This window comes from Rhodococcoides sp. S146-33 (assembly GCF_059489205.1).
Genome location: NZ_JCAJWY010000004.1, coordinates 46,505 through 72,684 on the forward strand (window position 1 = coordinate 46,505; position 26,180 = coordinate 72,684).

At 64.0% G+C, this 26,180-nt stretch carries 26 protein-coding genes and 1 tRNA gene; 11 read left to right on the forward strand and 16 right to left on the reverse strand.

The annotated features are described in order from the left end of the window. Nucleotides 1-48 precede the first annotated feature (48 nt). Nucleotides 49-573, forward strand: coding sequence for a DUF1697 domain-containing protein (locus AC5WEY_RS18035; protein WP_495646952.1), 525 nt, complete (start codon nucleotides 49-51; stop codon nucleotides 571-573). After that, nucleotides 570-1,820 carry an SLC13 family permease gene (locus AC5WEY_RS18040; protein WP_480434150.1) on the forward strand — a complete coding sequence of 417 codons (1,251 nt, stop codon included), beginning with the start codon at nucleotides 570-572 and terminating at the stop codon, nucleotides 1,818-1,820. The genes AC5WEY_RS18035 and AC5WEY_RS18040 overlap by 4 nt, the downstream gene beginning before the upstream one ends. 53 nt (nucleotides 1,821-1,873) lie before the next feature. Here the strand turns inward: AC5WEY_RS18040 and AC5WEY_RS18045 are convergent, their stop codons facing one another. From AC5WEY_RS18045 to cobC, 5 genes are all read right to left on the reverse strand, one after another. Then, entirely contained in the window at nucleotides 1,874-2,410 is a 537-nt protein-coding gene (locus AC5WEY_RS18045; protein WP_495646953.1) for a Uma2 family endonuclease, read from the reverse strand. 97 nt (nucleotides 2,411-2,507) lie between these two features. Next, a complete protein-coding gene (locus AC5WEY_RS18050; protein ID WP_495647163.1) occupies nucleotides 2,508-3,617 on the reverse strand; it encodes a bifunctional RNase H/acid phosphatase in 1,110 nt (369 codons plus the stop codon). A 5-nt stretch (nucleotides 3,618-3,622) separates the two neighbouring features. After that, entirely contained in the window at nucleotides 3,623-4,360 is a 738-nt protein-coding gene (locus AC5WEY_RS18055) for a zinc ribbon domain-containing protein (protein ID WP_057476052.1), read from the reverse strand. Nucleotides 4,361-4,465: 105 nt separating this feature from the next. After that, a complete protein-coding gene (locus AC5WEY_RS18060) occupies nucleotides 4,466-5,587 on the reverse strand; it encodes a Nif3-like dinuclear metal center hexameric protein (RefSeq protein WP_495646954.1) in 1,122 nt (373 codons plus the stop codon). A gap of 14 nt (nucleotides 5,588-5,601) precedes the next feature. After that, nucleotides 5,602-6,711, reverse strand: a complete 1,110-nt coding sequence (gene cobC / locus AC5WEY_RS18065) for an Rv2231c family histidinol phosphate aminotransferase CobC (protein ID WP_495646955.1) — start codon at nucleotides 6,709-6,711, stop codon at nucleotides 5,602-5,604. A 56-nt stretch (nucleotides 6,712-6,767) separates the two neighbouring features. Between cobC and AC5WEY_RS18070 the strand changes: the two genes are divergently transcribed. From AC5WEY_RS18070 to AC5WEY_RS18080, 3 genes are read left to right on the forward strand one after another with little or no spacing between them, the layout of a single operon-like run. Then, nucleotides 6,768-7,460 (forward strand): HAD hydrolase-like protein, encoded by a 693-nt coding sequence (locus tag AC5WEY_RS18070; protein ID WP_495646956.1) that lies wholly within the window; start codon nucleotides 6,768-6,770, stop codon nucleotides 7,458-7,460. Continuing rightward, the gene (locus tag AC5WEY_RS18075) at nucleotides 7,457-7,930 is read left to right on the forward strand and encodes a low molecular weight protein-tyrosine-phosphatase (protein WP_495646957.1); all 474 of its coding nucleotides are present in this window, start codon (nucleotides 7,457-7,459) and stop codon (nucleotides 7,928-7,930) included. Before AC5WEY_RS18070 ends, AC5WEY_RS18075 begins: the two co-directional genes overlap by 4 nt. An 18-nt stretch (nucleotides 7,931-7,948) precedes the next feature. Next, nucleotides 7,949-8,884 carry an SURF1 family cytochrome oxidase biogenesis protein gene (locus tag AC5WEY_RS18080; RefSeq protein ID WP_057476049.1) on the forward strand — a complete coding sequence of 312 codons (936 nt, stop codon included), beginning with the start codon at nucleotides 7,949-7,951 and terminating at the stop codon, nucleotides 8,882-8,884. Here AC5WEY_RS18080 and AC5WEY_RS18085 read toward each other — a convergent pair. From AC5WEY_RS18085 to AC5WEY_RS18095, 3 genes are all read right to left on the reverse strand, one after another. Then, on the reverse strand, nucleotides 8,825-9,793 hold the full coding sequence (locus AC5WEY_RS18085; RefSeq protein ID WP_495646958.1) for a cobalamin biosynthesis protein: 969 nt from the start codon (nucleotides 9,791-9,793) through the stop codon (nucleotides 8,825-8,827). The genes AC5WEY_RS18080 and AC5WEY_RS18085 overlap by 60 nt on opposite strands. Before the next feature lie 46 nt (nucleotides 9,794-9,839). Further along, entirely contained in the window at nucleotides 9,840-9,965 is a 126-nt protein-coding gene (locus tag AC5WEY_RS18090; RefSeq protein WP_268793484.1) for a hypothetical protein, read from the reverse strand. Between the two features lie 191 nt (nucleotides 9,966-10,156). Continuing rightward, entirely contained in the window at nucleotides 10,157-11,053 is an 897-nt protein-coding gene (locus tag AC5WEY_RS18095; RefSeq protein WP_495646959.1) for a LysR family transcriptional regulator, read from the reverse strand. Between the two features lie 112 nt (nucleotides 11,054-11,165). Between AC5WEY_RS18095 and AC5WEY_RS18100 the strand changes: the two genes are divergently transcribed. Beyond that, nucleotides 11,166-12,659: a CoA-acylating methylmalonate-semialdehyde dehydrogenase gene (locus tag AC5WEY_RS18100; protein WP_495646960.1), complete on the forward strand. Its 1,494-nt coding sequence runs from the start codon at nucleotides 11,166-11,168 to the stop codon at nucleotides 12,657-12,659. Nucleotides 12,660-12,747: 88 nt separating this feature from the next. After that, nucleotides 12,748-13,914: an iron-containing alcohol dehydrogenase gene (locus AC5WEY_RS18105; protein WP_495646961.1), complete on the forward strand. Its 1,167-nt coding sequence runs from the start codon at nucleotides 12,748-12,750 to the stop codon at nucleotides 13,912-13,914. Here AC5WEY_RS18105 and AC5WEY_RS18110 read toward each other — a convergent pair. Next, on the reverse strand, nucleotides 13,911-15,320 hold the full coding sequence (locus AC5WEY_RS18110) for an amino acid permease (protein ID WP_495646962.1): 1,410 nt from the start codon (nucleotides 15,318-15,320) through the stop codon (nucleotides 13,911-13,913). The genes AC5WEY_RS18105 and AC5WEY_RS18110 overlap by 4 nt on opposite strands. Nucleotides 15,321-15,448: 128 nt before the next feature. Between AC5WEY_RS18110 and AC5WEY_RS18115 the strand changes: the two genes are divergently transcribed. Together AC5WEY_RS18115 and AC5WEY_RS18120 are read left to right on the forward strand one after the other, a co-directional pair. Further along, entirely contained in the window at nucleotides 15,449-16,036 is a 588-nt protein-coding gene (locus AC5WEY_RS18115) for a winged helix-turn-helix domain-containing protein (RefSeq protein ID WP_495646963.1), read from the forward strand. Between the two features lie 18 nt (nucleotides 16,037-16,054). Further along, nucleotides 16,055-16,996 carry an NAD(P)/FAD-dependent oxidoreductase gene (locus AC5WEY_RS18120; RefSeq protein ID WP_495646964.1) on the forward strand — a complete coding sequence of 314 codons (942 nt, stop codon included), beginning with the start codon at nucleotides 16,055-16,057 and terminating at the stop codon, nucleotides 16,994-16,996. A 12-nt stretch (nucleotides 16,997-17,008) separates the two neighbouring features. Here AC5WEY_RS18120 and AC5WEY_RS18125 read toward each other — a convergent pair whose 3' ends face one another. The 4 genes from AC5WEY_RS18125 to AC5WEY_RS18140 all read right to left on the reverse strand — a co-directional run bounded on the left by AC5WEY_RS18125 (nucleotide 17,009) and on the right by AC5WEY_RS18140 (nucleotide 20,399). Next, nucleotides 17,009-17,680: a nitroreductase gene (locus AC5WEY_RS18125; protein WP_495646965.1), complete on the reverse strand. Its 672-nt coding sequence runs from the start codon at nucleotides 17,678-17,680 to the stop codon at nucleotides 17,009-17,011. A 96-nt stretch (nucleotides 17,681-17,776) separates the two neighbouring features. Next, on the reverse strand, nucleotides 17,777-18,664 hold the full coding sequence (locus tag AC5WEY_RS18130) for a MetQ/NlpA family ABC transporter substrate-binding protein (RefSeq protein WP_495646966.1): 888 nt from the start codon (nucleotides 18,662-18,664) through the stop codon (nucleotides 17,777-17,779). A 26-nt stretch (nucleotides 18,665-18,690) separates the two neighbouring features. Next, complete coding sequence (locus tag AC5WEY_RS18135; protein WP_495647164.1) at nucleotides 18,691-19,308, reverse strand: methionine ABC transporter permease; 618 nt, start codon at nucleotides 19,306-19,308, stop codon at nucleotides 18,691-18,693. An 83-nt stretch (nucleotides 19,309-19,391) separates the two neighbouring features. Continuing rightward, entirely contained in the window at nucleotides 19,392-20,399 is a 1,008-nt protein-coding gene (locus AC5WEY_RS18140) for a methionine ABC transporter ATP-binding protein (RefSeq protein ID WP_495646967.1), read from the reverse strand. 170 nt (nucleotides 20,400-20,569) lie between these two features. Here AC5WEY_RS18140 and AC5WEY_RS18145 point away from each other — a divergent pair, with 170 nt between their 5' ends. Continuing rightward, nucleotides 20,570-21,961: an LLM class flavin-dependent oxidoreductase gene (locus AC5WEY_RS18145; RefSeq protein ID WP_495646968.1), complete on the forward strand. Its 1,392-nt coding sequence runs from the start codon at nucleotides 20,570-20,572 to the stop codon at nucleotides 21,959-21,961. Nucleotide 21,962: 1 nt separating this feature from the next. Here AC5WEY_RS18145 and AC5WEY_RS18150 read toward each other — a convergent pair. From AC5WEY_RS18150 to AC5WEY_RS18160, 3 genes are all read right to left on the reverse strand, one after another. Then, nucleotides 21,963-22,037, reverse strand: a tRNA-Val gene (locus AC5WEY_RS18150). Between the two features lie 87 nt (nucleotides 22,038-22,124). After that, nucleotides 22,125-22,586, reverse strand: coding sequence for a peroxiredoxin (locus AC5WEY_RS18155; protein WP_495646969.1), 462 nt, complete (start codon nucleotides 22,584-22,586; stop codon nucleotides 22,125-22,127). Between the two features lie 31 nt (nucleotides 22,587-22,617). Continuing rightward, complete coding sequence (locus AC5WEY_RS18160) at nucleotides 22,618-23,040, reverse strand: DUF3052 domain-containing protein (protein WP_032379129.1); 423 nt, start codon at nucleotides 23,038-23,040, stop codon at nucleotides 22,618-22,620. A 258-nt stretch (nucleotides 23,041-23,298) separates the two neighbouring features. Here AC5WEY_RS18160 and aceE point away from each other — a divergent pair, with 258 nt between their 5' ends. Beyond that, nucleotides 23,299-26,118: a pyruvate dehydrogenase (acetyl-transferring), homodimeric type gene (gene aceE, locus AC5WEY_RS18165; protein WP_057476221.1), complete on the forward strand. Its 2,820-nt coding sequence runs from the start codon at nucleotides 23,299-23,301 to the stop codon at nucleotides 26,116-26,118. The last annotated feature ends 62 nt before the right edge of the window (nucleotides 26,119-26,180 follow it).

A 26,180-nucleotide genomic window follows, 5' to 3' on the forward strand; every position in this document is an offset into this window, starting at 1 on the left:
CCTACTCGGCGATCCTCGCGCGCCGGACACCGAACTACAGTTCCCCCTATGAGTGAATGGGTCGTGTTGCTGCGCGGCATCAACGTCGGCGGCATCAACATCAAGATGGTCGACCTACGTGCGGCGCTGAGCGCGGCCGGCTTCACGAATGTCCGCACGATTCTGGCGACCGGCAACGTGCTGCTGCAGTCTCCGCTGACCGCCGCCGCCCTGAAAGCACAGGTGGAAAGCACGCTCGCCCAGGCGTTCGGCTACCAAGCCTGGGTTGTCGTAATCGACGTCCCGACAATGGGCGCGATAGTGGAGTCCTACCCGTTCGACGCCGAACGGGAAGGCTGGCATCCTTATGTGGTGTTCGGCAACGACGATAGCCATTTGACCGAATTGTCCGCTCTTGCAGACGAACTCGACCCCGATCTGGAAAGGATTGCCGAAGGGAACAGCGTGCTCTACTGGGAGGTACGCAAGGGCAACACCACCGACAGCACGTTCGGGAAAGCCACGGCAAAGGCGAAGTACAAGGCCACGACCACCACGCGAAACGTGCGCACTCTCGTGAAGATTCTCGCGTGACCGTTCTCGCTGCGGCATTGGTCGCCGCCGTTCTCGTCTTCGCCATCGTTCGCCCGCGCGGTCTCCCCGAGATCGTCGCCGCACTTCCAGCGGCAGCCGTCGTTCTTCTCGTCGGCCTCGTCAGCCTCGATGCCGCACGTGAGCAGGTACTCGAGCTCGCTCCCACCGTCGTGTTCCTGGCGTTCATCCTGATCCTGGCGCATCTGTCGGATGCCCTCGGTGTCTTCACCTGGATCGCCGCGAAGCTACGCCGCGGATCCAAGGGCAGCCCCCGCAGACTGCTCACCCTCGTGTTCGCAGCCGCCGCGGCAACCACGGCCGTACTGAGCCTCGACGCCACCGTAGTTCTCCTGACACCGGCCATCATCGGTGCCGCTCGCATCCTGGGGATGTCGCCGCGTCCACACAGTTACGCCACAGCGCACCTGTCCAATTCGGCGTCGACTCTGCTGCCGGTGTCGAACCTGACCAACCTGTTGGCCTTTGCCGCAACCGGCCTGACCTTCCTGCACTTCACCGCGTTGATGGCACTGCCGTGGATTTTCGCGGTCGCTATCGAACTAGCGGTGTTCCTGATCTTCTTCCGCAAGGATCTGACCGGCACGGGAGCCCCACCGAGCAGTCCCACCGAGCAGGACACCGACGACGTGCCCGCACCGCGCAGCACGCTGCTCATCCTCGGTGCGACACTCGTCGGCTTCGCTGTCGCGGGATTGTTCGATATCGAACCGTTCTGGGTCGCTGCGGTGGGGTCGATTGCGCTCGCGATCCCGGCACTTCGAGCTCGGCACACCACACCTCGCGCCATTCTGCGCGGTGCCGATTTACCGTTCTGTGGCTTCGTCTTTCTTCTCGGCATCGTCGTCCTCGGTGTGACAACGGGCCCGATCGGCGACTGGTTGGCACGAATTCTGCCGTCCGACACCACCTTCGCGTCTCTGCTCGCCGCGGCTGCCATTGCGGCGGTGGCGTCGAACATCGTCAACAACCTGCCCGCGACCCTGCTGCTATTGGCCGCGTTCGGGGCCGACGCTCCCCCGGCTCTGTTGTTGGCCATGGTGATCGGGGTGAACCTCGGACCCAACCTCACCTACGTCGGATCGCTGGCGATCATGCTGTGGCGACGCGTCGCATCGGCCAACGACGAGCCAGCGGATCTAAGAACGTTCACCGTGCTCGGCGTCATCACCACGCCGCTGACCATCGTGGGTGCGGTGGCGGGCCTGTGGCTTGCGCTGCAGATCTGAGCCTTGCCAGTCGGGCAGCGATTCGAGCGGGATACGTCGCGAAAAAAGCAGAATCAGCTCAGCGCAGCGTCGAGGTCGATCGTCACTGCTAACGGAGCTTCTATGACGCACAGCCCTCGGCGGACCTGCTCGACATAGCCGCGCGAACTCAGATCCAGCGTTGTCAGCGTGGCAGCCTCCGGATCGACAATCCAGTAATGCTCGATCCCCGCGTCGGCGTACTCGCTGCGCTTGGTCACCACATCAGTACGCCGAGACCCAGGCGAGATGACCTCGACGACCAAAACGACGTCCTTCGCGTACAGCGCCTCGGGTGAGTCGGTTTCGCACACCACCACATCAGGTACGCGCACTGTCGCCGGCGTCACCGCATCGACGACAACCTCGACCTCCGGTAACGCCTCCAGCTCGACCGGTAGCTGTTCGGCGAGCTGTGTACACAGACGGAACAGAATTCGGGCGTGGGCTTTCGACGGACGCGGTGACCCGATAGGCACACCCTCCTGCATTTCGGCGTGAAAATCGTCCTCACCCAGCGCACGCCACTGCTCGACAGACAGCAGTGTGGGATGCGCTCTGGCGGCGGTCACTCGTGCAGTCTATCCGTGGTCACTACTGGCACCACCGACAATGGCTGCGCTGCTTGCACGTGGCTGTGAAGGTGACGTCACCCGCGTGGCAGAAGCGTCAGCTAAGTGGGGTCAGGTGCGAGGTGTCGTTCACCAATCGCACCGATGCCCCGCCGTCGGGGTAGAACTCGGCGATGCTCAGCGACGCCAGATCCAGGTGCAGTCGGTACAGCAGCGACGGGCCGACGTCGAGCGCAAGTTGCAGCAGCATCTTGATCGGGGTGACATGGGTGACCACCAAAAGGGTCTTTCCGGCGTACTCGGTGAGCAACTGGTCACGGGTCGCTTCGATGCGTACACGCACCGCGTCGAAACTCTCCCCGTTCGGCGGGGCTACCGAGGTGTCGCCCATCCACGCCTGATGCTGCTCTGGAAATCGCTCTTTCGCCTCACCGAACGTCAGAGCCTCCCAGTCACCGAAATCGGTCTCGATGAGTCCATCGACGGTGGTCACGGGCAATCCCAGCTTGCCCGCAGTCGCTGCAGCGGTCTGCTGAGCCCGCGCCAACGGCGAGGCCACGATCGCATCGATATCGGTACGCGAACCGAGAACCGTTGCGGCAGAATCAGCTTGGCGTTGTCCCAGTTCCGTCAAGTCCGGATTCCCGCGGCCGGAGTATCGCCGGTCGACCGACATTGGGGTCTGTCCGTGGCGCAGCAACAGCAGGCGCGTCGGTTCCCCCATTGCACCGGTCCACCCCGGCGACTCGGCCTTCTTGGCGACCGGCTCGGCATCGGACTTGGGTGTCAGGTCGACGCCCTCGGCCGCTGCGTCCATAGCCTCGTTCGCCAGTGCGTCGGCGTGCGAGTTCTGCGCGCGCGGAATCCACTCGTAGGTGACGGAATCGAAGCCGCGAGCCAGTTCGGCCGCTTTCCGCTGAAGCGGAATCATGTCCGGATGCTTCACTTTCCAGCGTCCGGACATCTGCTCGACGACGAGTTTGGAGTCCATGCGCACGGCAACCTCACGTGCCCCGACGTCGCGAGCCGCAGTCAGTGCGGCGATCAGGCCGTTGTACTCGGCGACATTGTTGGTCGCCACTCCCAACGACGCACGACGCTCGGCAAGAACCTGCGAGCGATCGGCGCTGAACACCACTGCGCCGTATCCAGCGGGCCCGGGGTTTCCCCGCGATCCACCGTCCGCTTCGGCGACAACCCGCGACATCTGGCTCAAATTCCGGATTCCTTCGTGCGCACCAGGATTGCGTTGCACTCGGAGCAGCGAATCAATGCATCGGCCGGCTTGTTGGCGATGCTTGCGATCTCGTTGCGATCCAGCTCGATTCGGCATGCCCCACAGCGGCGAGCTTGCAGCAAGGCTGCACCGCGGCCGGTGAGCGCGCGCTGCTTCTCGTACAGCGCAAGCAGATCCGCGGGCAATCCCGAGACCAACGATTCGCGCCGCTCGGCGCTGCGCTTCTCGGCGACATCCAGGTCTGCGACGGCGTCGTCTCGGCGTCGACCGGCGTCGACGAGTTCGTCCTCGATCTGGGTGAGCTGCGCACCAGCGTGCTCGTAGTCCCGCTCACTGGCCTCACGCTGCTCCATGACCTCGAGCAGTTCCTCCTCCAGGATGCCCTGCCGACGCTCGAGGCTGCCGAGCTCGTGCTGCAATTCGGTCATCTGCTTCGGGGCGATCGTGCCGCTCTCGAGCATCTTCTTGTCGCGCGCCTCGCGCTGACGAACCGCGTCGACCTCACCCTCGAGCTTACGAATGTCTCGATCGAGGTCGTCCATAGAAATCTGCACCGTCACCGCGGCGTCCTTGCGGGTGGTGCGCTCAGTCTCGAGCTTGTCCACCTCCTGCTGCTCGGGGAGGCTTTTGCGGCGGTGGGCGATCTGCGAGAGTTCGGTATCCACACCGGCCAATTCGAGTAGCGAGGCCTGGACTTTGGGATCGACGTTCACGCTTCATGACTCCTGCGACTATGGAAGTTGATTCCGATTACCCTACCGGCTGCAGTAAACCGAGCGAGCCCGATCCACTCGATGGCCGGTCGCGGGGTTCATCCGTCACAGCGTCCACGGGTCGGTGCGCACCTCGGTCACCCGGCTGCTCCACCCGTCCGTGTCACCGAGCTTCGCGTCGACGATGCTGCGTGCTTGTTCACACCATGGGAACTCCGACGCCCAGTGCGCGGTGTCGATCACCGCGGGGCCACCCGCGCGCAGATGTTCGTCGACGGGGTGGTGCCGCAGATCCGAGGTGACGTACACGTCGGCGTCGGTCCGCGCGACTGCAGAGAGGAACGAATCGCCAGCTCCCCCGCACATCGCAATCACCGAGACCGAGGCCTCGGGATCACCGGCGGCTCGTACGCCCCAGCTGGTAGCCGGCAACGCGCCCCGAACGACGTCGGTGAACTCGGCGAGGGTCATCGGACTCGGCAGTCGGCCGATGCGCCCCAAGCCGGTGCACGACGGTAAGGCCGCGGACTCGAAGACATCGAACGCAGGCTCCTCGTAGGGGTGCGCGTGGCGTAGAGCCGAAAGCACATGCGCGCGTTCCGATTTAGGGGCAACAACCTCGATGCGATCCTCTGTCACCGTGTGCACCTCACCGACAATGCCCAATGTCGGGTGCGCATTCGGACCGGGGCGGAACTGGCCGAGACCGGTCGCGTGCCAGCTCGCTTCGCTGTAGTCGCCGATCTGTCCGGCTCCGGCGTCGAACAGCGCCTGCCGCACCGTGGCCGAATCGGAGGTCGGTACGAAGACCACCCATTTGTCGTGTGCAGGAGCAGGAATGGGGTCGAGTGGTCTGGTGTCGATCACGCCGAGCGCGGCTGCGAGCGCGTCCGACACACCGGGATCGGCAGAGTCTGCGTTGGTGTGGGCGGTGAACAGTGCACAGTCGGCTTTGATCAGGCGGTGGATCACCGAGCCCTTGGCGGTATCGGCCGCCACGGTGTCGACGCCTCTGAGTAGCAGCGGGTGGTGGGCGACGATCAGATCGGCACCCCACGCGATGGCCTCGTCGACCACCGCCTCGGTGACGTCGACGGTGTACAACACCTGCTGCACAGCAGCTTTGGGGTCTCCGCACACCAGCCCCACCGAGTCCCAGCTCTCGGCCAGATGCGGTGGGTACGCGGTGTCGAGAACCTCGATGACCTCGGCCAGTGTCACTGCCATGTTCGTTGCTCTCCTCACAGAACGGTGTTCAACGCATCCACCAGTATGTCGACCTGCACTGAGTCGCGGACCGCCACACGCAGGTAGTGACGGTCGAGTCCCGGGAACGTGTCGCCGCGACGCACCGCGATGCCCCTCGCGCGCAGGCTTTCTCGTACCGAATCGGCACCGTCGACACGCACCAGCAGAAACGGTGCACGGGCCGGACCGGCGATCTCGAGACCGAGGGCATCGAGTCGTCCGATCATCTCTGTTCGTTCACGATCGATGCGCTCGGACTCGGCACGTGCCTGATCGATGGCAAACGGTTCGGTGCAGGCACGGATCGCTTCGATCTGCAGGCTCCCCAGCGGCCAGTGCGCGCGGCCGTGCTGCATCCTGGCAAGAACGTCGGTGTGCCCCACCGCGTATCCGCACCGCAGCCCCGCCAACGCCCATGTCTTCGTCAGGCTGCGCAGGACCACTACGTCATCCAGGCTCTGCGACGCGACCGATTCTCCGGCCCCGAGCACCGCGTCGGCGAAGGCCTCGTCGACCACCACCGTTCGGCCGGGCCGACGCAGGCTCAGCACCGCCTCGCACGGGTGCAGAACCGACGTCGGGTTGGTGGGGTTGCCGATGATCACCATGTCGGCGGCCTCGGGCACGAGCGTCGGGTCGAGTGCGAAGGGCGGCGGAAGGATTACCCGATGCACCGGTACACCCGCCTGTTCCAGCACCCAATCGGGCTCGGTGAAGGACGGATGAATCGTTGCCGCGAGGGAGGGCTCCAAGCGCGGCAGCATCGAGAAGCCCTCGGCCCCGCCGCTGAGCAGCAGCACCTCGTCCGGGGAGCGCCCGTGGTGTGCGGCCACCTGCTCTCGTGCGGCGTACTCGGCTGCAGCGCTCGGGTACGAACCCAGTGAACTCAGTGCGGTGGCAAGCCGATCCCGTAGCCAGGGCGGCGGGCCGTCGCCGCGCACGTTGACGGCGAAATCGACGAAACCGGACTCGACCTCGACGTCGCCGTGGTGACGAAGGAGCTCATCCGGCTTGTGACGAAGGAGCTCATCCGGCCTGTGACGAAGGAGCTCATCCGGCTTGTGACGGAGAAGCGCGTCGGGTTCGGCAGCTGTATCGGACATCGCGACGAGCGTAGCCGCAGGCATACCCGAACAGTCCGCACCGATAGGCTTCGAACATGCCTGCCGTTACCCCCGCGTCCGTTGTTCTGTTCGATCTCGATGGAACTCTGACCGATTCCGCACCGGGAATTCATGCCGGTTTTCGCCACGCACTGGCCTCGGTGGACGCGCCCGAGCCGACCGATGAGCAGCTGTCGCTGGTCGTCGGGCCGCCCCTGATCGACACCTTGCGCGGGCTCGGACTGGACGAGGACGCGGCGCAACGAGCGTTGGCGGCGTATTTCGAGCGGTACGACGAGCGGGGCTGGGCCGAGAACACCGCGTTCGAGGGCATCGAGGCGGTATTGACGCGGTTGCAGGAACGCGGCGTGCGCCTCGGAGTGGCGACGTCCAAGTCGGAGCGCTTCGCCGTACGAATTCTCGACCACTTCGGTCTGTCTCGATACTTCGAGTTCATCGGCGGTGCGAGCAACGACGGCACCCGGCGAGCGAAGTCCGACGTCATCGCGCACTCGTTGTTTAATCTCGGCATCGACCCGGTCGAACACACGAACGGCGGCACCGACGGGGTGATCATGATCGGTGATCGTGACCACGACGTGCACGGTGCGGCTCGATTCGGCATTCCCACCGTCTACGTGGAGTGGGGCTACGGCATCGACGGCGAGAGCGACGACGCCGCGTTCACTGCATCGAACATGGACGAGTTGGCTGCGGTGCTCGAGCAGAACACGGTGGCAGCCCGGTGAACGAGCCACTGCATGTGACATTCGTGTGCACCGGCAACATCTGCCGATCGCCGATGGCCGAGAAGGTCTTTGCGTCGCATCTGCGCGACGCCGGTCTGGCCGATGCCGTGCGGGTGTCGAGCGCCGGCACCGGCGGCTGGCACGTGGGCGACGGTGCCGATCCCCGAACTGTCGCCGAGCTCGTTGCCCACGGCTACGACGGTGAGCACGAGGCCGCACAGGTCGGACCGGACCATCTGGCAGCCGATCTGATCGTCGCGCTCGACACCGGCCATGCGAAGGCGCTGTTGCAACTCGGTGCGCCCGCCGATCGAGTGGCGCTGTTGCGATCGTTCGATCCCGATGCCGACGACTCGTCGGTCGCAGACCCGTACTACTCGTCGGACTCAGCGTTCGCCGAGGTGCGCGAGCAGATCGAAAGTGCGGTCCCGGGGCTGCTGAACTGGGCACGGTCTCAGCTCTCCGGCTGACCCGGCTACCGTGGTGGGGTGGAGAAGTTAGGGTTCTTGCTGCGTCCGAAGTGGTTGGTGCTGGCCGCCGTCGCGCTGGCCTTCGCGTTTCTGTGCTTCAGCGTGCTCGCTCCGTGGCAGCTGGGCAAGAACACCTCGACCTCTGCACGCAACGACCTGATCACCCGGTCGGTCGGTGCAGATCCCGTACCGATCTCGGACATCCTCACCGCCAACGGCTTCCCGGCCGACGACGAATGGCGTCGAGTGACTGCAACCGGCTCCTACCTGCCCGACTCCGAGGCGTTGGTGCGACTGCGCAGCATTCGTGAACAGCCTGCGTACGAGGTCATCACCCCGTTCGTGCTCGACGGTGGGCCCACCGTATTGGTCAACCGCGGCTACGTACTGCCGGTGGAGGGCACCAGACCGCCCGACTTCGAGCCCGCACCCACGGGACAGGTGACGCTCGACGCGCGGGTGCGCCAAGCCGAGGGCACGTCGCGGGAACCGATCGAAGAGGACGGTCACCTGCAGGTCTACAACATCAACCCGGAGCAGATCGGCGCAGCGGTCGGAGTCGATGCAATCGACGGGTACCTGCAGCTCGACGACGACCAGCCGGGCGGACTCGGCCTGATCGAATTGCCGCAGACCGATGCGGGTCCCTACCTCTCCTACGGTCTGCAGTGGCTTGCATTCGGGATCATGGCACCGCTGGGTCTGGCGTACTTTGTTCGCGCCGAGATCAGGGAGCGTCGGATGTCTCGTGCCGAGATGGCCGACGCGATGTCCGGCGAGCCCGGTCCTGTGCCCGACGACCGCGACGGACCAGACGACCGGCCCGGTTCGGTAGAGGAAGAGGAGTTCACACTTCCCACCCGACGCGAGAAACGCGCCAGGGCGCGCTCTGCATCACGTCCGACGGTGCCGTCGGATCCTCGCCTGGCCGATCGCTACGGCAAGAACCGCTGACGCGATCACCGACAGTTCTTGCACGCGAGTCGACAGGGTGACCGCTCGTCGAAGGTCGCGAGCGGTCGGTGAGGCCCCGTCCCCCAGGGTCGGCCGATTCTCGATGCCGTGTCGATACTGCGTTCTACCTCCGAGCTGCAGCCCCAGCGCGCCGGCGGCCGAGGCCTCGGCGGCGCCTGCATTGGGGCTGGGGTGCTTGGACGCGTCACGACGCCACATCTTTGCCGCCTCGACGGGCGATCCGTGCACCAGCGGTGCTGCCAGTATCGTCGCCAGTCCAGTGACCCGGGCGGGCACCAGATTCAGGACGTCGTCGATTCGTGCCGAGGCCCAACCGAAGCGAAGGTACTTCTCGGACCGGTAGCCGACCATTGCGTCCAGCGTGTTGCTCGCGCGATAGGCCAGAATTCCGGGCACCCCCGCCAACGCGCCCCACACGAGAACACCCACCGCGGCGTCGGACGTGTTCTCTGCGATGGATTCGAGGGCGGCTCGTGCCAGCCCATCGGAGTCGAGGAATTCCGGATCGCGACCACACAGTGACGGGAGCAACTCACGGCCGCCCACCAGATCCTCGCTGTCGAGTAGGTCTGCCATGTGCCCACCTACCCGGGACAGAGACGTTCCGCCCAGCGCTGCCCAGGTAGCGGCCGCGACCAGAACGGTCTCGGCGGGTCCACCCAGGCGAGCGGCCGAACGGCTCGAGCCGACACCGAAAGCGGTCATGGAGCCGACCAGCAGCACGGCATGAACGACTCCTGCGGCTCTGTTGTCACGGTAGAGGGCTCGTTCGACGTGCAGTGCCGTCGTGCCGAACCCCGCGACCGGATGCCAGCGCTTCGGGTCTGCGAACACGCGATCGAGGCCGTAGCCGACTAGTAAGCCGATCGCTCGGGGGTGTGTCCACATCTCACGAATCTTGCCAACTGCGCATCCGGCGTAGAAACCCGGTGGGTCAGGCCCAGCGCTGGCGGTATGCGCTCGCGAGCTGACGGTTGCCGAAGTCGATGTCGCTTCCGTCGTTGAGCAGTGCGATTGCCATTCCTACGAAGCCGACGGCTGCCATTACGAACATTGTCATGATTCCCCCAGAATCTCGAGTGGATCCGCTGTGCGGACTTGGCTGTACCCGATTGTTACCCGCCAGTAGGCCGATTCCTACGCGTTTGAGGCGGCCGTCACGTGTGTCGGTCGTCACGAGACACCCGTCTCATCCGAACCTCCAAAATTCAACGGCCACCGGCGATCTCGCGCTGTGCAGTTCTCCCGTCGTTACTGTGACACAGGAAGCAAATGCTTCTCGTCGGTCACGACCGAGCGCAGAAAGTCGTCGACGGCCTTCACCCGTGCGAGACCGGTCAGCTCTCGCGGCACCACCGTCCAGTACGTCCGCTCGACCGAGACGACGCCGGGCAGCACCGGCGTGAGTGCAGCGTCCGGCGCACCGATGTAACTGGGCAACGGCGCGATTCCCACCCCCGATCTCGCCGCGATCCACTGCCCGGTGATGTTGTTGGTCTGAATCTGCGCGCGGCCCTCGGGCAGAATCGAATCCAGGATTCGCAGCGGCGCGACATCGAGCAGAGCGTCGACGTACGAAATCAACGTGTGGCCTCGGAGGTCGTCGACGGTACGGATCGGCGACATCGCGGCGAGATACTCCTCGGTGGCATAGAGCTCGAGCGAGTACGTCGCCAGCCTGCGGGTGACGACGAATCTCGGCGACGGCCGCTCCAGTGTGATGGCGATATCGAACTCTCTTGTGGCCAAGGAGTTGTGCTCTGTCGCGGTGACCAGTTCGATATCGAGATCAGGGTGCTTGTCCCGCAGTACCCCGAGTTTCGGTGTCAGGACGAAGGCTCCGAAGCCGTCCGGAGCCGCGATACGGACGGTGCCGCGCAGGGATCCGGTGTCGGACGTCTGATCCTCGAACGCCGCGATGAGCGTCGACTCCACGGTTTCGGCGTAGCCGACGAGCCGCCGCCCCGCCTCGGTCAATCGCCATCCCGACGGGGTTCTGTCGAACAGTCGCTGTCCGGCCGACTTTTCGAGCGCCGTGATGCGCCGGCCGACGGTGGTGTGGTCCACGCCGAGAGTCCGGGACGCGTCGGTCAGGCGTCCTGTTCGCGACACTTCGAGGAAGTAGCGGAGGTGATCCGGGTTGAACACCCACCGAGCCTATCGCCCTGTGCATTTCTGCACGGCAATCTGCGTCTTTGGCCTTTGACATGTGCATCATTACAAGTGAGACTCGAGACACACCGATGGAAAGGATCGAACGTTGACCGACGTCATTGCGCACTGGATCGATGGCAAGACCTACTCCGGCAAGTCCGACCGGACTTCCCCCGTCACCAATCCTGCGACCGGCGAAGTCACCGGCACCCTCGCCCTGGCCGACACCGACGACGCCCGCGCGGTCATCGACGCCGCCGCCGCCGCATTTCCGGCGTGGCGCGACACGTCACTGGCCAAGCGAACCTCCATTCTGTTCTCGTTCCGAGAGTTGCTGAACGCCAAAAAGAACGAGCTCGCCGCCATCATCACCGCCGAGCACGGCAAGGTCCTCTCCGACGCCCTGGGTGAAATCTCGCGCGGCCAGGAAGTCGTCGAATTCGCCTGCGGCATGGCGCATCTGCTCAAAGGTGGATACACCGAGAATGCGTCGACCGGCGTCGATGTCTACTCGATCCGTCAGCCGCTGGGACCCGTCGGCATCATCTCCCCCTTCAACTTCCCCGCCATGGTCCCCATGTGGTTCTTCCCCATCGCCATCGCCGCAGGCAACACCGTCGTTCTCAAGCCCAGCGAGAAAGACCCGAGCGCGAGCATCTGGCTGGCAAAGCTGTGGGCCGAGGCAGGCCTGCCGAACGGCGTGTTCAACGTCCTGCAGGGCGACAAGGTGGCCGTCGACGAGCTGCTCGAGAACAAGAAGATCAAGTCGATCTCCTTCGTCGGGTCGACCCCCATCGCCCAATACGTGTACTCCACCGGCACCGCCAACGGAAAGCGCGTCCAAGCTCTCGGCGGTGCCAAGAACCATGCCGTCGTCCTCCCCGATGCCGATCTCGACCTCGCGGCAGACGCCATGGTCAACGCCGGGTTCGGTTCTGCCGGTGAGCGATGCATGGCCATCTCCGCACTCGTCGCCGTCGGGAACATCGCCGACGAACTCGTGGCCAAGATCGCCGAACGCACCACGCCGCTGGTCACCGGCGACGGAACCCGCGGCGCGGACATGGGACCGCTCGTCACCAAGGCCCACCGCGACAAGGTCGCGTCCTACGTCGATGCAGGCGAAGCCGCCGGGGCCACCCTCGTCGTCGACGGTCGCGGCGTGAAGGCTGATGGTGGAGAGAACGGATTCTGGCTCGGCCCCACGCTCATCGACCACGTGACTCCCGAGATGAGCGTCTACACCGACGAGATCTTCGGACCGGTTCTCTCGGTCGTCCGCGTCGACACCTACGACGACGCACTGCAGTTGATCAACGAGAACCCGTACGGCAACGGCACCGCCATCTTCACCAACGATGGTGGGGCGGCCCGCCGCTTCCAGAACGAGGTGGAGGTCGGAATGGTCGGTATCAACGTGCCGATCCCGGTTCCCATGGCGTACTACAGCTTCGGCGGTTGGAAGAACTCCCTCTTCGGCGACAGCCACGCACACGGCACCGAAGGAGTGCACTTCTTCACCCGAGGAAAGGCCGTCACCAGTCGCTGGCTCGACCCGAGTCACGGCGGAATCAATCTCGGCTTCCCCGAAAACAGCTGAGCCCCGAAAACAGCCAACCCATGTGCACGGAACTTCGTAGCCCGCTGCGAAGTTCCGTGCACATGGTCACCTCGCAAAGGAGCACACTATGGTTGCCAATATTTCGTTTCCTCGGTTCCTCAAGCTGGGCGGCGGTGCCGTCGAAGAGCTGGGCACAGTTCTGACCGACCTGGGCGTATCACGGCCGCTGCTCGTCACCGATGCGTTCATGGCGGGCAACGGCTCGGCAGATCGATTGATGCAGATCATGACCGAGGCCGGGAAGACGCCGGCACTGTTCTCGGGGACCGTCCCGGATCCGACGACCGACTCATTGGTCGCTGGTCTCGATGCAGTGCAGCAGCATTCGGCCGATTCGATCATCGGGTTCGGCGGCGGCAGTCCGATGGACACGGCCAAGGCGCTGGCCATTCTCGCGGTGCAGGGCGGGACGATGCGGGACTTCAAAGCTCCCGTACTCTCGACCGGCCCGGCCCTGCCGATCATCGCCATTCCCACCACGGCCGGAAGTGGTTCGGAGGCAACCCAGTTCACCATCATCACCGACGTCGACTCGGACGAGAAGATGCTGTGCCCCGGCCTTTCTTTTCTGCCGATAGCGTCGATCATCGACTTCGAGCTGACGATGTCGATGCCCGCACGCCTGACGGCCGATACCGGAGTCGACGCGCTGACACACGCCATCGAGGCGTACGTCAGCAAGAAGGCCAACCCCATCTCCGACGGCTTGGCGCTCAGTGCGATTCGCACGATCGGAACGTCGCTGCTGCGGGCGTACCGGGACGGCGACGACCGGCAGGCGCGCGAGGCGATGATGCATGCCTCGACGCAGGCAGGAATGGCGTTCTCCAACGCGAGCGTCTGTTTGGTGCACGGCATGAGTCGGCCGATCGGTGCTCATTTCCATGTGGCACACGGGCTGTCCAATGCAATGCTGCTACCTGCCGTCACGGCCTTCTCGATCACGGGGGCACAGGCTCGTTACGCCGATTGCGCTCGTGCTCTCGGTGCGGCCTCGGAAAGCGATTCGGATCAGGTTGCCGGGGGAAAGTTGCAGAACGCGATCGTCACGCTGTGCCGTGACGTCGAGGTTCCCACTCCGGAGACGTTCGGTATCGACAAGTCGAAGTGGGACGATCTCCTCCCGTTGATGGCCGAGCAGGCTCTCGCCTCGGGCAGCCCGGGCAACAATCCGGTGGTGCCCACCGCCGAGGAGATCGTCGACCTGTACCGACAGGTGTACGCAGGGATCTAGTCGGATGTACCGGATGCGCGGGCGGCAACACTGTCGTGCCGCGTATTTCGGCGCTGCACCAGGATCCCGCCGATCACGGTCACTGCCGCCAGCACTGCGGACAGCAGGATGGCAGACCGCTGTTCCGGTCGCACCACCATCATCACCAGGACGAAGACGATGAAACCGATGGCCAGGTAGGTGAGCCACGGGTACAGCCACATTCGGACGGCAGGGCGTTCGCCGTCGCGGTCCAGTTGACGTCGCAGCACCAGTTGACTGCTGGCGATGGCGAGGTAGACGAACAGCGCGACGGCACCGGTAGTAGCCAGCAGGTACGTGAAGAGCTTCTCGGGGAGGATGTAGTTGCCCACCACAGCAAGGAAGCCGAGAACCATCGAGGCGATGACGGCAACCCACGGCACCCCATTTGCGGTGATCTTCTTGACCGCCTTGGGCGCATCCCCTCGATCACCGAGCGAATACAACATGCGAGACGCGGTGTAGAGCGCCGAATTCAGGCACGACGCGACGGCGGTCAGGATGACGATGTCCATGATGGTCTCCGCGTGAGGAATTCCCATCTTGGACAGCACATACTGGTAGGAGCCGGTCGCGGGGTCCAGTTCGTTCCAGGGCACGAGCGCGACGATGATGAAGATCGAGCCGAAGTAGAAGATCGAGATACGCCAGATCACCGAGTTCGTCGCGCGGGTGATTCCCTTTGCCGGGTCCTTGGATTCGGCCGCAGCGATGGTGACGATTTCCGAACCCATGAACGAGAACATCGTGGTGAGCATGGCGGCTATCACCGCGCCGAAGCCCAGCGGCATGAAGCCACCCGAGGCCCAGAGTTGGTCCACACCACTGACTTCGGAGTTCGGCAGCCATCCCAGGATGGCTGCGATGCCGAGGCCGATGAAGGCGATGATGGCCACTACCTTCACCAGCGCGAACCAGAACTCGAACTCACCGTAGTTACCGACGCTGATCAGGTTGGTCGCAGTGAGCGCGACGACGATGATCAGGGCCCACATCCATTGGGCACCGCCCAGCCAGTTGGTGAGAATGGCGGCAGCGGCGGTCGCCTCGACGGGAATCACCAGTACCCAGAACCACCAATACAGCCAGCCGACGGAGAAGCCGGCCCAATGTCCTAATGCTCGGGTCGCATACGTCGAGAACGATCCGGTGTCGGGGTTGGCGGTCGCCATTTCCCCGAGCATGCGCATCACCAGGATCACCAGGAGTCCGGCGAAGAAGTAGGCCAACAGCACCGCAGGTCCTGCGGTGGCGATGGCGTTGGCCGAGCCGACGAACAGCCCTGCCCCGATAACACCGGCTATCGAGATCATCGTTACGTGCCGTGGTTTGAGGCTGGTGCCCAGTCCTTGCTCACCGGTTTCCGGCTTGTCCGTGATTGACATACCTGTAGTCGATCACAGAGTGAGGGTTGCCGCGGTCCTTGACCGAATTGTCCAGACAAACTGTGGTACAGAAATTTCCGCGGATCAGACGGCAGTATTGATATCGTCTCGTCCGTGAAAGCAGGCTCATGATCTTCTCGGTCGCTGTTGCGCACGCCATCGCCGACGGTTCCGTTCGACGCGTGTATCGACGATGGGCGAGACCGAACGTGACGGTCGGATCTGTGCTGCGTTCTCCGTCGGGGATGATTCGTATCGACTCCGTCCGCGAGGTGGATCCCGCCGATGTGACCGACGCAGATGCACGTGCGGCAGGAGAAGGTACCCGTGCGCGCCTCGAGAAGTCCTTCTTCGGTCCCGCCGCCCATCCCACCTTCGTTATCGAGGTGTCCTACGTCGGACCGGACCCGCGTGATGCACTCGCCGACGACGATGGCGTCGACGACGAGGCAGCGACTACCCTCACCACGGCCCTCGCCCGTATGGATGCGCGATCCGAAAGCCCCTGGACCAGAAACACATTGATGGCGATAGTCGCCGATCCTGGGCGTCGCGCAGCAGATCTCGCCGAGCAGGCCGGCCTGGACACGAAGACGTTCAAAGCCCGAGTGCGTCGATTGAAGAGCCTGGGTCTGACGATCAGCCTCGAGACCGGATATCGAATTTCACCACGCGGTGCCGCGTACCTTCGCCTCACCGACAACACGACGGACTGATCCCGGCATACTGGACCGATGAACTCCGAAGCGGGCTCCTCCACCGGTCCAGTCACCATCGTCGGTGCGGGTATTGCGGGCGCGGCATGTGCCCGGGTTCTCCACGACGCAGCCGTGCCGTTTCGCATCGTCGACAGAGGACGCGCGCCGGGCGGGCGTATGTCGTCCCCCGAGCTGCACGGACGGCGAGTCGATCTGGGTGCCGGCTACTTCACCGTCCGAGACCAAGATTTCACGACGGTAGTCGCAGATTGGGAGTCGAGGGGTCTGGCGCGGCAGTGGGCCAACACATTCGGCATTCTCAAGCCAGAAACGACGCCGTGCACCACCACCGGCCCGGTCCGCTGGGCCACCCCGAGCGGGCTCCGATCTCTGGTACGAGACTTGCTGGGAGACTTCCCCATCGAAGGATCCTCCGATCTGACCGACCTACCCGACGGCCACGTCGTGCTGGCGATGCCCGATCCTCAAGCGACGCGACTGACCGCAGTTCCCGACGCCGTCGAGTACGAACCTGTCATCGCGGTGGCATGCGGATTCGACGGCTTGGACATGCCCTTCCGCGACGCGGCCTTCGTCAATGATCATCCCGATATCGCGTTCGTCGTCGACGACGGTGCCCGGCGGGGTGACGGCGCTTCGGTTCTCGTCGTGCACACCACGTCCGAGCGGGCCCAGCAGCACCTCGACGATCCCGACGGCGCGATCGCACCGGTTCTCGAAGCATTGCGCGAACTGTCGGTCATCTCTTCAGGACCCAGTTGGACGCACGCCCATCGATGGACGTTCGCAAAGCCTGCGTCGCAGCACGATTGCACTTTTGCGCTCGAGCAGCGCGACGGACGACTCGTCGGGTTCGCCGGCGATCAGTGGTGTGCATCCGGGGCACCCAGGGTGGAAAGCGCATGGCGTTCGGGCACGGATGTCGGTACCGAGCTGGTTCGTCGTCTTCGGGACTGACGCCGCACGTGCTCAGCTGACGAATCTGACCGTCTCGTCCAAAGGCGCTCTACTGGTGCGGAATCCGTTGATCGGGTGAGTCTCGTCCGGGTAGCCGAAGGAGATGCCGGCCACCACGCGGCGGGTGTCCGGGATGTCGAACCACTCGTGCAGAAACGGTGAATACGCGGCCAACGCTGCCTGCGCGATTGCCCCGAGTCCGAGGCTCTGGGCCGCGAGCAGAAAGGTCTGCAGGTACAACCCGCAATCGACCGCCCCGTACACACCGAGATCGGCATCGGTGGTGATGATGGCCGCGTGCGGGGCGTCGAACAACTCGTAGTTGCGAATGAACTGACGCGTCGTCGCTTCGGTGTCGGACTTGACCACGCCGATGCTCTCGTACAGTGCTCCACCGCATTCGCGTCGTCGAGCGCGGTGCAGGGCGTTGTAGCTGGCCGGGAAGGCGAAGTCCGGTTGCGGGACTCCGGATGCGACGTGCTCCACCAACGCCTCGGAGAACTTCCGGGTGGCATCGCCTTCGGTGACGATGATCTGCCACGACTGGGTATTGGACCAGGAGGGAGTTCGCTGGGCGGCGGTGAGTAGCTGCTCGAGGACCTCGTGTGAGACCTGCTTCGGCAAGAACTGCCGGCACGAGTACCGCTCGTCGAGTAGTTCTGTCAGCGCGTCGTACCGGGTCACGTCGTCCGCCTCGTGTCAGTGCTGTCGGGTGCGGATCGAACCTAGCACCAGGGCTGCGCCCGACGGCCATGCGCTGGACCGTCGGGCGGGCACCGTTCACTGGAGAGGAAGCAAGATGTCTTTCACACCCGGGTCGGTGGCCAGGAATTCCTGCACCGCAGGGTCCTTGAACGCAGCGACGAGGTTCTTGATGTTGTCGGTATCTGCCCAACGGCTACCGATCGTGAGCTGTCCGGCGAACTCGTCCGGTGCCGGCGGTGCAAAGATCTGCTTCTCGACGGGGATGCCGGCCGCGAGGTAGTACTCGGTATAGCCCACTGCTGCATCGAGATCCGGCAATGCCCGGGACTGTGCGGCGAAATCCAGCAGGGTGAATTTCAGGTTCTTCGGGTTACCGACGATGTCCTTCTGCGTAGCCGTCGACTTGTCGACAGCCGGGTCGAGCGTGATCAGCCCCGCTCGCTCGAGTACCCACAGGCCCTGGGCTTCGTTGGCCGGGTCGGAGTAGAGCGAGACCGTTGCGCCGTCCGGCAGTTGCGCTGGGTCGGAGTACTTGTCGGACCACAGTCCGAAGCCCCAACGAAACACCGGGGTTGCGGCTTCTTCCTGGAAGTCGGGGTTGGATTCGAGTACCTGGCCGAGCCACAGCTTGTGCTGGTAGACGGTTGCCGCTACTTCCCCTTCGCTGACGGCGCGGTTGATGGTGTTGCTGTCTGCGAGGCCGCGGAACTCGACCGAGATGCCGTACTTCGGGGCAACCTGTTCGGCGACGAATTCGACGAGGGCTTGCTCGGACGCGTTCCCCTCGGCCGTGGCAACGACAAGCGTTGCTCCCTCGGTGTCGTTGGCCGAGGCCGTGTCGCCGAAGAACGCGATGCGGACGATCACGGCGAGTGCGATCAGCAGCACGACGGCACCGATGATCCAGGGCGCTTTTCGACGGTTCTTCAGCTCGAAGCCGTGTGCTTCGGTGGACGTTGTCATGATGGATTGGACCTTTCGAATGCGGTTCAGGCAGTGCGCAAGGTGCGCTGGTGAGGTGTGGTGTAGCGAACAAGTGCATCGCCAACGAGCTGGACGGCGGCGACGGTGAGAATCAAAATGACGATGGTTGCGATCATGACGGTGTGATCGAACCGCTGGTAGCCGTATGTGACTGCGACATAACCGATTCCGCCTGCACCGATGGTTCCGGCAATGGCCGAGTATTCGGTCATGGCAATGACGTTGATGGTCAGCCCGCCGATGATCGACGGCACAGCCTCGGACAACTGAGTGGTGGTGACCTGCAGTGTGGAACCGCCGGATGCCCGAGCGACGTCGACAACTGACGTCGGAACCGAGCGCAGAGAGTTCTCGACGATGCGAGTGAAGAATGCAATACCCGCCAACGACATCGGCACCACAGCGGCTGCGATACCGATGTTGGTTCCGGTGATCCACCGCGTGACCGGAACCAGCGCAGCCATCAAGATCAGAAACGGCAACGACCGACCGATACTGACGATCCAGCTGATCGGCGCGTGGAGCATCGGGTTCTCGAACAGTCCGCCGGGTCCCAGGTTGAACAGCACCGCGCCGAGCGGCACACCCACGAGAACCACGATGAACATCACGATCCCGACCATCGTGAGGGTGTCGCCCAACGCGGGCAACAGCAGAGCCGGCAGTTCGTCGACCGGAACCTTGTTGCCTGCCGCGAGTACCGCGATCACGACGCGGCCTCCAGGATCGGCTGCTCGGTATTCGTAGATCCGGACAATCCGAGAGCCGTGAGCGCACCGGGGACACGTCCACTCAGGTGGCCACCGATGCCGATCGACGCGCTGCCGACCGTCACTCCGGCCACAACCTGCACGGACGCTCCCAACAGCGCGACCGGTGCGCCCAGATCCTGGCCCAACCGACCGATCCAGTCCTGCGGAACATCGGGCGAATCGTAGGTCACGTTCCATTGCACGTCGCCGGCTGCAGCCTGGGCGTCGTCACGCCTGGGTCGCAGCTCGTTGCCGAGCGCCGACGTGTGGTCGGTCAGCAGGTCGACCAGCTTCCCGGATTCGACGATGCGGCCGTGATCGAGCCTGGCCACCGAATCAGCAGCTCGCAGAACGGTATCCATTTCGTGAGTGATGAACACGATGGCGAGGTCGAGGTCGCGACGGAGTTCGCGCAGCAACTCGACTACCGATTCGGTGGTCTGCGGATCCAAGCCGGAGGTGGCCTCGTCGGACAGCAGCACCGACGGCCGAAGTGCCAATGCTCGCGCGATTCCCACTCGCTGGCGCTGCCCGCCCGAGAGCTGAAACGGATATCGAGCTGCTCTGTCGGACAGACCTACTCGGTCGAGAAGCTCTCCCACACGCCTGGCCGTTTCGGCCTTCGTGACCCCGAGGAACTCCAGTGGCAGGGCGACGTTCTCCGCCACCGTTCGACGCGAGAGCAGACTCGACGACTGAAACACCGTGCCGATGCGGCGGCGCGCGACTCGAAGTTGCTTGGCATTCAACTGCGCCAGGTCGTCTCCGTTGACGATCACCGAGCCCGAGGTGGGCCGCGTGAGGAGGTTGATGCATTGGGCCAGAGTGCTTTTGCCGGCACCACTGGGGCCGACGACGGCCAGGATCTCGCCGGATTGCACCGTGAAATCCAAGCGGTCGAGGACGACAGTCGTGTTCTCCCCCGTCCCGTACGTCTTGGTCAATTGCGCTATTTCGATCATGCTCCGACGCTTCTTTCGCTGATGTGACTGCGCAACACTGAGGTATCGGAGCGCTGCTGACCAGCTATCGACTCATCACGATCCGAACTGTTCCCACCGGCCTGAGTCGTCGGTAGCGTCGCACCGCTGTCGGTATCGAAGACAGGTCGTCCTGCCGAAGGAGTTCCGCCGTGTCACATGAGATTCGTTTCAATGCCTTCGATATGAATTGCGTCGCGCATCAGTCACCCGGTCTGTGGCGTCATCCGCTCGATCAGTCATGGCGCTACAAGGAACTCGGCTACTGGACGGATCTAGCGAAACTGTTGGAACGAGGCCTGTTCGACGGCTTGTTCATCGCCGATGTCCTAGGCACCTACGACGTGTACGGCGGAAACCACGACGCCGCCATCCGGCACGGTGCGCAGATTCCGGTGTCGGACCCACTGTTGCTCGTCAGCGCGCAGTCCGCGGTCACCGAGCATCTGGGCTTCGGCATCACTGCGGGTACCGGCTTCGAGCATCCGTATCCGTTCGCACGTCGGCTCTCCACGCTCGATCACCTCACCAACGGCCGGATCGGATGGAACGTCGTCACCGGGTATCTGCCATCTGCGGCGCAGAACATGGGACACGACGATCAGCTGAAACACGACGATCGCTACGACCACGCCGACGAGTACCTCGAGGTCCTCTACAAGCTGTGGGAGGCGTCATGGGACGACGACGCGGTGGTCCGCGATCGCGAGACCGGTGTGTTCACCGACCCAACCAAGGTGTATCGAATCAACCACCGCGGCAAGCACTTCACGGTCCCGGGTATCCACCTCGCCGAGCCGTCGCCGCAGCGAACGCCGGTGATCTTTCAGGCCGGTGCCTCACCGCGTGGCGTTCGGTTCGCGGCGCAGAATGCCGAAGCGATCTTCGTCGGCGCACCTACCAAGGAGATTCTGGCGGAAACGGTTTCGAACATTCGTCGAGCCTTGCGAGACGCGGGGCGAGATCCCTACTCGGCACGCATCTATCAGCTGCTCACCATCATCACCGATGAGACATCCGAACTCGCCCATGCCAAGCACGACGAGTATCGGTCGTATGCCAGTGCCGAGGGCGCGTTGGTGTTCATGTCGGGCTGGATGGGCGTCGACCTGTCGCGGTATGCGCTCGACGAGCCGCTGGGAAATGTCGAGAGCAACGCGATTCAGTCCTTCGTGGCGTCGTTCCAGTCGATCGGGGCCGACGGCAAGGAATGGACGGTGCGCGATATCGCCGAGTGGGGCGGCATCGGTGGTGCCGGTCCGCGCATCGTCGGGTCCCCCGGCAAAGTCGCAGACCAGTTACAGGAGTGGGTGGACGAGACCGACGTGGATGGATTCAATCTCGCGTATGCCATCACCCCGGGATCGTTCGAGGACGTAGTTCGATTCGTCGTCCCCGAATTGCAGCGCCGGGGTGTATATCGCACCGAATACACACCGGGCACATTGCGCCACAAGCTCTTCGACAAAGGTGATCGACTGCCCGAGGAACACCGGGCGCAGCAGATCGTGCGAGAAACTCGGGAGAGCCGCGAATCGCTGTGAATGGTGGGCGCAGAGGGGTTCGAACCCCCGACCGCTGGTGTGTAAAACCAGAGCTCTACCGCTGAGCTATACGCCCGAGTAACGGTGGCCTGGGGACAACCCCGGGCCACCGGAACGCTTGGAGAAATTTATCGTGTCTGATCTCTAACTACAATTCCGCAGGTCAGCTCACCTGTGCGAGTGCCTCGGACCACGATGAACTGTCTCGTGCTTCCCCGGGGCCGTTCATTTCGGCGAACCTGATGATTCCGGACTTGTCGACCACGAACGTTCCGCGATTGGCGAATCCGGCATCTTCGTTGAACACCCCGTATGCCTGAGCTACTGCACCGTGCGGCCAGAAGTCGGACAGCAGCGGGAATGTGTATCCCTGTTCTGCGGCCCAGATCTTGTGAGTCGGAGGCGGACCCACCGAGATCGCCAGGATCGCGGTGTCGTCGTTCTCGAACGACGGTAACTCGTCGCGCACTTTGCACAGCTCGCCCTGGCACGTACCGGTGAACGCCAGTGGATAGAACACGAGCAGAACGTTTTTCACGTTCCTGTACGACGACAACGCGACCAGTTGGTTGTTCTGGTCTTTGAGGGTGAAGTCGGGCGCTTCCGCGCCAACCTCGATCGGCATCTAGAACCGTCTTCCTGTGTCGAGAATCGGTCTACCGCTTGGTGGCGGGAGTCTTGGGCTGAACCAATCGACTTCCGATCCAGTCGCCGAGGTTTGCCGCAGAGGTCTGCGTCAATCCTGCGGTCGGGGCGGATTCGGCAATCTCGCTGGGTTCGACATGACCGGACATGCCGGTCTTGGGGCTGAGGACCCACACGATGCCATCGTCCGAAAGCGGACCGATTGCATCCATGAGTGCATCGACCAGGTCACCGTCTCCGTCGCGCCACCACAGCAGCACAACGTCGATCACCTCGTCGGAATCCTCGTCGAGGGTCTCCCCACCGATCGCATCTTCTACGTCGGCGCGCAGATCATCGTCGGTGTCCTCGTCCCAGCCCAGCTCCTGTACGACCATGTCGCGAGTTATGCCAAGTTTCTGAGCGTAGTTCTGAGCGTCCGCCGCGGCGACCACGGTGGTGACCTCCTTGAATTGTGGGTGCAGTAGTCAAAGCGAACAGTGTTGAAGCCGTTCGCGCAAGCTGACCGCGCCGAAATTGAGTACATAAATTTCTACTGGTGGGTATTGGACCTCTGTACTACCAGAACCGACGGGATGCGGCAGGATTGGGGAGGAATCACGAGAACGAGGAAAGTAGACCGCCGTCACAGGGGCGGGACTACCGGGACCGGGCGCCACACCGAGCGTCCGCCACATTGAGGAGTGCACACGTTGTCCGAAGTGAACAGCGGCGAACGGCAGAACACATCGTCTGCAGGCAAGAAGGGCTCGGACGGCCGGGTCCGCGTCATCCGTGAGGGTGTCGCGTCGTACCTGCCCGATATCGACAACGACGAGACCAACGAATGGATCGAGTCGTTCGACGGCCTGCTCGAGAGGTCCGGACCCAACCGCGCTCGCTACCTGATGCTCAGGTTGCTCGAGCGCGCCGGCGAGCGCCGCGTTGCGCTGCCGTCGCTGACGTCCACGGACTACGTCAACACCATCCCCACCGAGAACGAGCCGTGGTTCCCGGGCGACGAGTCGATGGAGCGCCGCTACCGCGCCTGGATTCGCTGGAACGCCGCGATCATGGTGCACCGCGCGCAGCGTCCCGGCGTCGGCGTCGGTGGTCACATCTCCACGTACGCATCCTCCGCAGCTCTGTACGAGGTCGGCTTCAACCACTTCTTCCGCGGCAAGGACCACCCCGGCGGCGGCGACCACATCTTCATCCAGGGCCACGCCTCCCCCGGCATCTACGCCCGCGCCTTCCTCGAGGGCCGCATCCCGGCCGAGCGCATGGACGGCTTCCGCCAGGAGGCAAGCCACGAGAGCGAGGGCGGCGGACTGCCGTCGTACCCGCACCCGCGTCTGATGCAGGATTTCTGGGAGTTCCCGACGGTGTCGATGGGCCTGGGCCCGATGAACGCCATCTACCAGGCTCGCTTCAACCACTACCTGAACGACCGCGGCATCAAGGACACCTCCGATCAGCACGTCTGGGCCTACCTCGGCGACGGCGAGATGGACGAGCCGGAATCACGCGGTCTCGCGCACGTAGCCGCCACCGAGGGTCTCGACAACCTCACGTTCGTCGTCAACTGCAACCTGCAGCGCCTCGACGGCCCGGTGCGCGGCAACGGCAAGATCATCCAGGAGTTGGAGTCGTTCTTCCGCGGTGCCGGGTGGAACGTCATCAAGGTCGTCTGGGGCCGCGAGTGGGATGCGCTGTTGCACAAGGACCGCGACGGCGCGCTCGTCAACCTGATGAACACCACCCCCGACGGCGACTTCCAGACGTACAAGGCCAACGACGGCAGCTACGTCCGCGATCACTTCTTCGGCCGTGACCCGCGCACCAAGGAACTCGTCAAGGATCTGTCCGACGACGAGATCTGGAACCTCAAGCGCGGCGGTCACGACTACCGCAAGGTGCACGCTGCCTACGCGGCGGCGATGTCGCACAAGGGCCAGCCGACGGTCATCCTGGCGCACACCATCAAGGGCTACACCCTCGGCAAGCACTTCGAGGGGCGTAACGCCACGCACCAGATGAAGAAGCTCACGCTCGACGACCTCAAGACGTTCCGCGATCTTCAGCACATCCCGATCTCCGACGAGGAGCTCGAGAAGGATCCGTACATGCCGCCGTACTACCACCCCGGTGCGGATGCTCCCGAGATCCAGTACATGCTCGATCGTCGCAACAAGCTCGGCGGCTTCGTCCCCGAACGTCGAGTGAGCGTCAAGCCGCTCCCGCAGCCGGGCGACGACACGTACAAAACCCTCCGCAAGGGCTCCGGCAAGCAGGAAGTCGCCACCACCATGGCGCTCGTGCGCGTCATGAAAGAGCTGTTGCGCGACAAGGAGATCGGCCACCGAATCGTGCCGATCATCCCCGACGAGGCCCGCACCTTCGGCATGGACTCGTGGTTCCCGTCGCTGAAGATCTACAACCGCAACGGCCAGCTGTACACCTCGGTGGACTCGGAGCTGATGCTCGCCTACAAGGAGAGCTCAGTCGGCCAGATCCTGCACGAGGGCATCAACGAGGCCGGTTCCACGTCGTCGTTCACTGCGGTCGGCACCTCGTACGCCACCCACGGCGAGGTCATGATCCCGCTGTACATCTTCTACTCGATGTTCGGTTTCCAGCGCACCGGCGACGGTCTCTGGGCCGCCGCGGACCAGATGGCTCGTGGTTTCGTCCTCGGTGCCACCGCCGGCCGCACCACCCTGACCGGTGAGGGTCTGCAGCACGCCGACGGTCATTCGCTCCTGCTGGCGTCGACCAACCCGGCGGCCGTGGCCTACGACCCGGCGTTCTCCTACGAAATCGCACACATCGTCAAGGACGGTCTGCGACGGATGTACGGCGGCACCGAAGGTGTCGAGGGCTTCGGCGGAGAGAACATCTTCTACTACATCACCCTGTACAACGAGCCGTACGTGCAGCCGGCCGAGCCGGAGAACCTCGATGTCGAGGGTCTGCTCAAGGGCATCTACCAATTCGCGGCTCCGCAGGACGGCGACGGCCCCGAGGCGCAGTTGCTGGCGTCGGGCGTCGGCATGGTCTCGGCCCGCAAGGCCCGAGAGTTGCTGTTCGAGGAGTGGGGTGTGCGCTCGGCCGTCTGGTCGGTGACGTCGTGGGGCGAACTGCGCCGCGACGGCGTCGACGCCGAGCGGGAGTCCCTGCGCAACCCCGGTGCGGACAAGCGCGTTCCGTTCGTCACCTCGGCACTGGCCGACGCCAACGGCCCTGTCATTGCGTCCTCGGATTGGATGCGTGCAGTGCCGGACCAGATTCGCCAGTGGGTTCCGGGCGACTACGTCACCCTCGGCACCGACGGCTTCGGGTTCTCCGATACCCGTCCGGCCGCGCGTCGGGTGTTCAACGTCGACGCCGAGTCGATCGTCGTTGCCACGCTGTCCGCACTTGCGGCATCCGGTGAGATCGACAAGTCCAAAGCCGTCGAGGCTGCGGACAAGTACAAGATCGACGACGTCACTGCAGCTCCGACGTCGTACGCCGATACCGGTTCGGCGTAGGTTCCACCCCTGTTCGGCCGACCCCCGTCCCACGTCGCGAAGCATGTCCATCGCGATAGGGG

Excerpts from the sequence above, each read along its gene's own strand:
- AC5WEY_RS18085 (WP_495646958.1), bottom strand. The coding sequence starts at position 9,793 with ATGTGGACACACCCCCGAGCGATCGGCTTACTAGTCGGCTACGGCCTC.
- AC5WEY_RS18135 (WP_495647164.1), bottom strand. The coding sequence starts at position 19,308 with ATGGTCGGGATCGTGATGTTCATCGTGGTTCTCGTGGGTGTGCCGCTC.
- AC5WEY_RS18120 (WP_495646964.1), top strand. The coding sequence starts at position 16,055 with ATGAACTCCGAAGCGGGCTCCTCCACCGGTCCAGTCACCATCGTCGGT.
- AC5WEY_RS18060 (WP_495646954.1), bottom strand. The coding sequence starts at position 5,587 with ATGGCAGTGACACTGGCCGAGGTCATCGAGGTTCTCGACACCGCGTAC.
- AC5WEY_RS18050 (WP_495647163.1), bottom strand. The coding sequence starts at position 3,617 with ATGTCGCGGGTTGTCGCCGAAGCGGACGGTGGATCGCGGGGAAACCCC.
- AC5WEY_RS18130 (WP_495646966.1), bottom strand. The coding sequence starts at position 18,664 with ATGACAACGTCCACCGAAGCACACGGCTTCGAGCTGAAGAACCGTCGA.
- cobC (WP_495646955.1), bottom strand. The coding sequence starts at position 6,711 with ATGTCCGATACAGCTGCCGAACCCGACGCGCTTCTCCGTCACAAGCCG.
- AC5WEY_RS18115 (WP_495646963.1), top strand. The coding sequence starts at position 15,449 with ATGATCTTCTCGGTCGCTGTTGCGCACGCCATCGCCGACGGTTCCGTT.
- AC5WEY_RS18110 (WP_495646962.1), bottom strand. The coding sequence starts at position 15,320 with ATGTCAATCACGGACAAGCCGGAAACCGGTGAGCAAGGACTGGGCACC.
- AC5WEY_RS18035 (WP_495646952.1), top strand. The coding sequence starts at position 49 with ATGAGTGAATGGGTCGTGTTGCTGCGCGGCATCAACGTCGGCGGCATC.
- AC5WEY_RS18070 (WP_495646956.1), top strand. The coding sequence starts at position 6,768 with ATGCCTGCCGTTACCCCCGCGTCCGTTGTTCTGTTCGATCTCGATGGA.
- AC5WEY_RS18140 (WP_495646967.1), bottom strand. The coding sequence starts at position 20,399 with ATGATCGAAATAGCGCAATTGACCAAGACGTACGGGACGGGGGAGAAC.
- AC5WEY_RS18105 (WP_495646961.1), top strand. The coding sequence starts at position 12,748 with ATGGTTGCCAATATTTCGTTTCCTCGGTTCCTCAAGCTGGGCGGCGGT.
- AC5WEY_RS18155 (WP_495646969.1), bottom strand. The coding sequence starts at position 22,586 with ATGCCGATCGAGGTTGGCGCGGAAGCGCCCGACTTCACCCTCAAAGAC.
- AC5WEY_RS18090 (WP_268793484.1), bottom strand. The coding sequence starts at position 9,965 with ATGACAATGTTCGTAATGGCAGCCGTCGGCTTCGTAGGAATGGCAATC.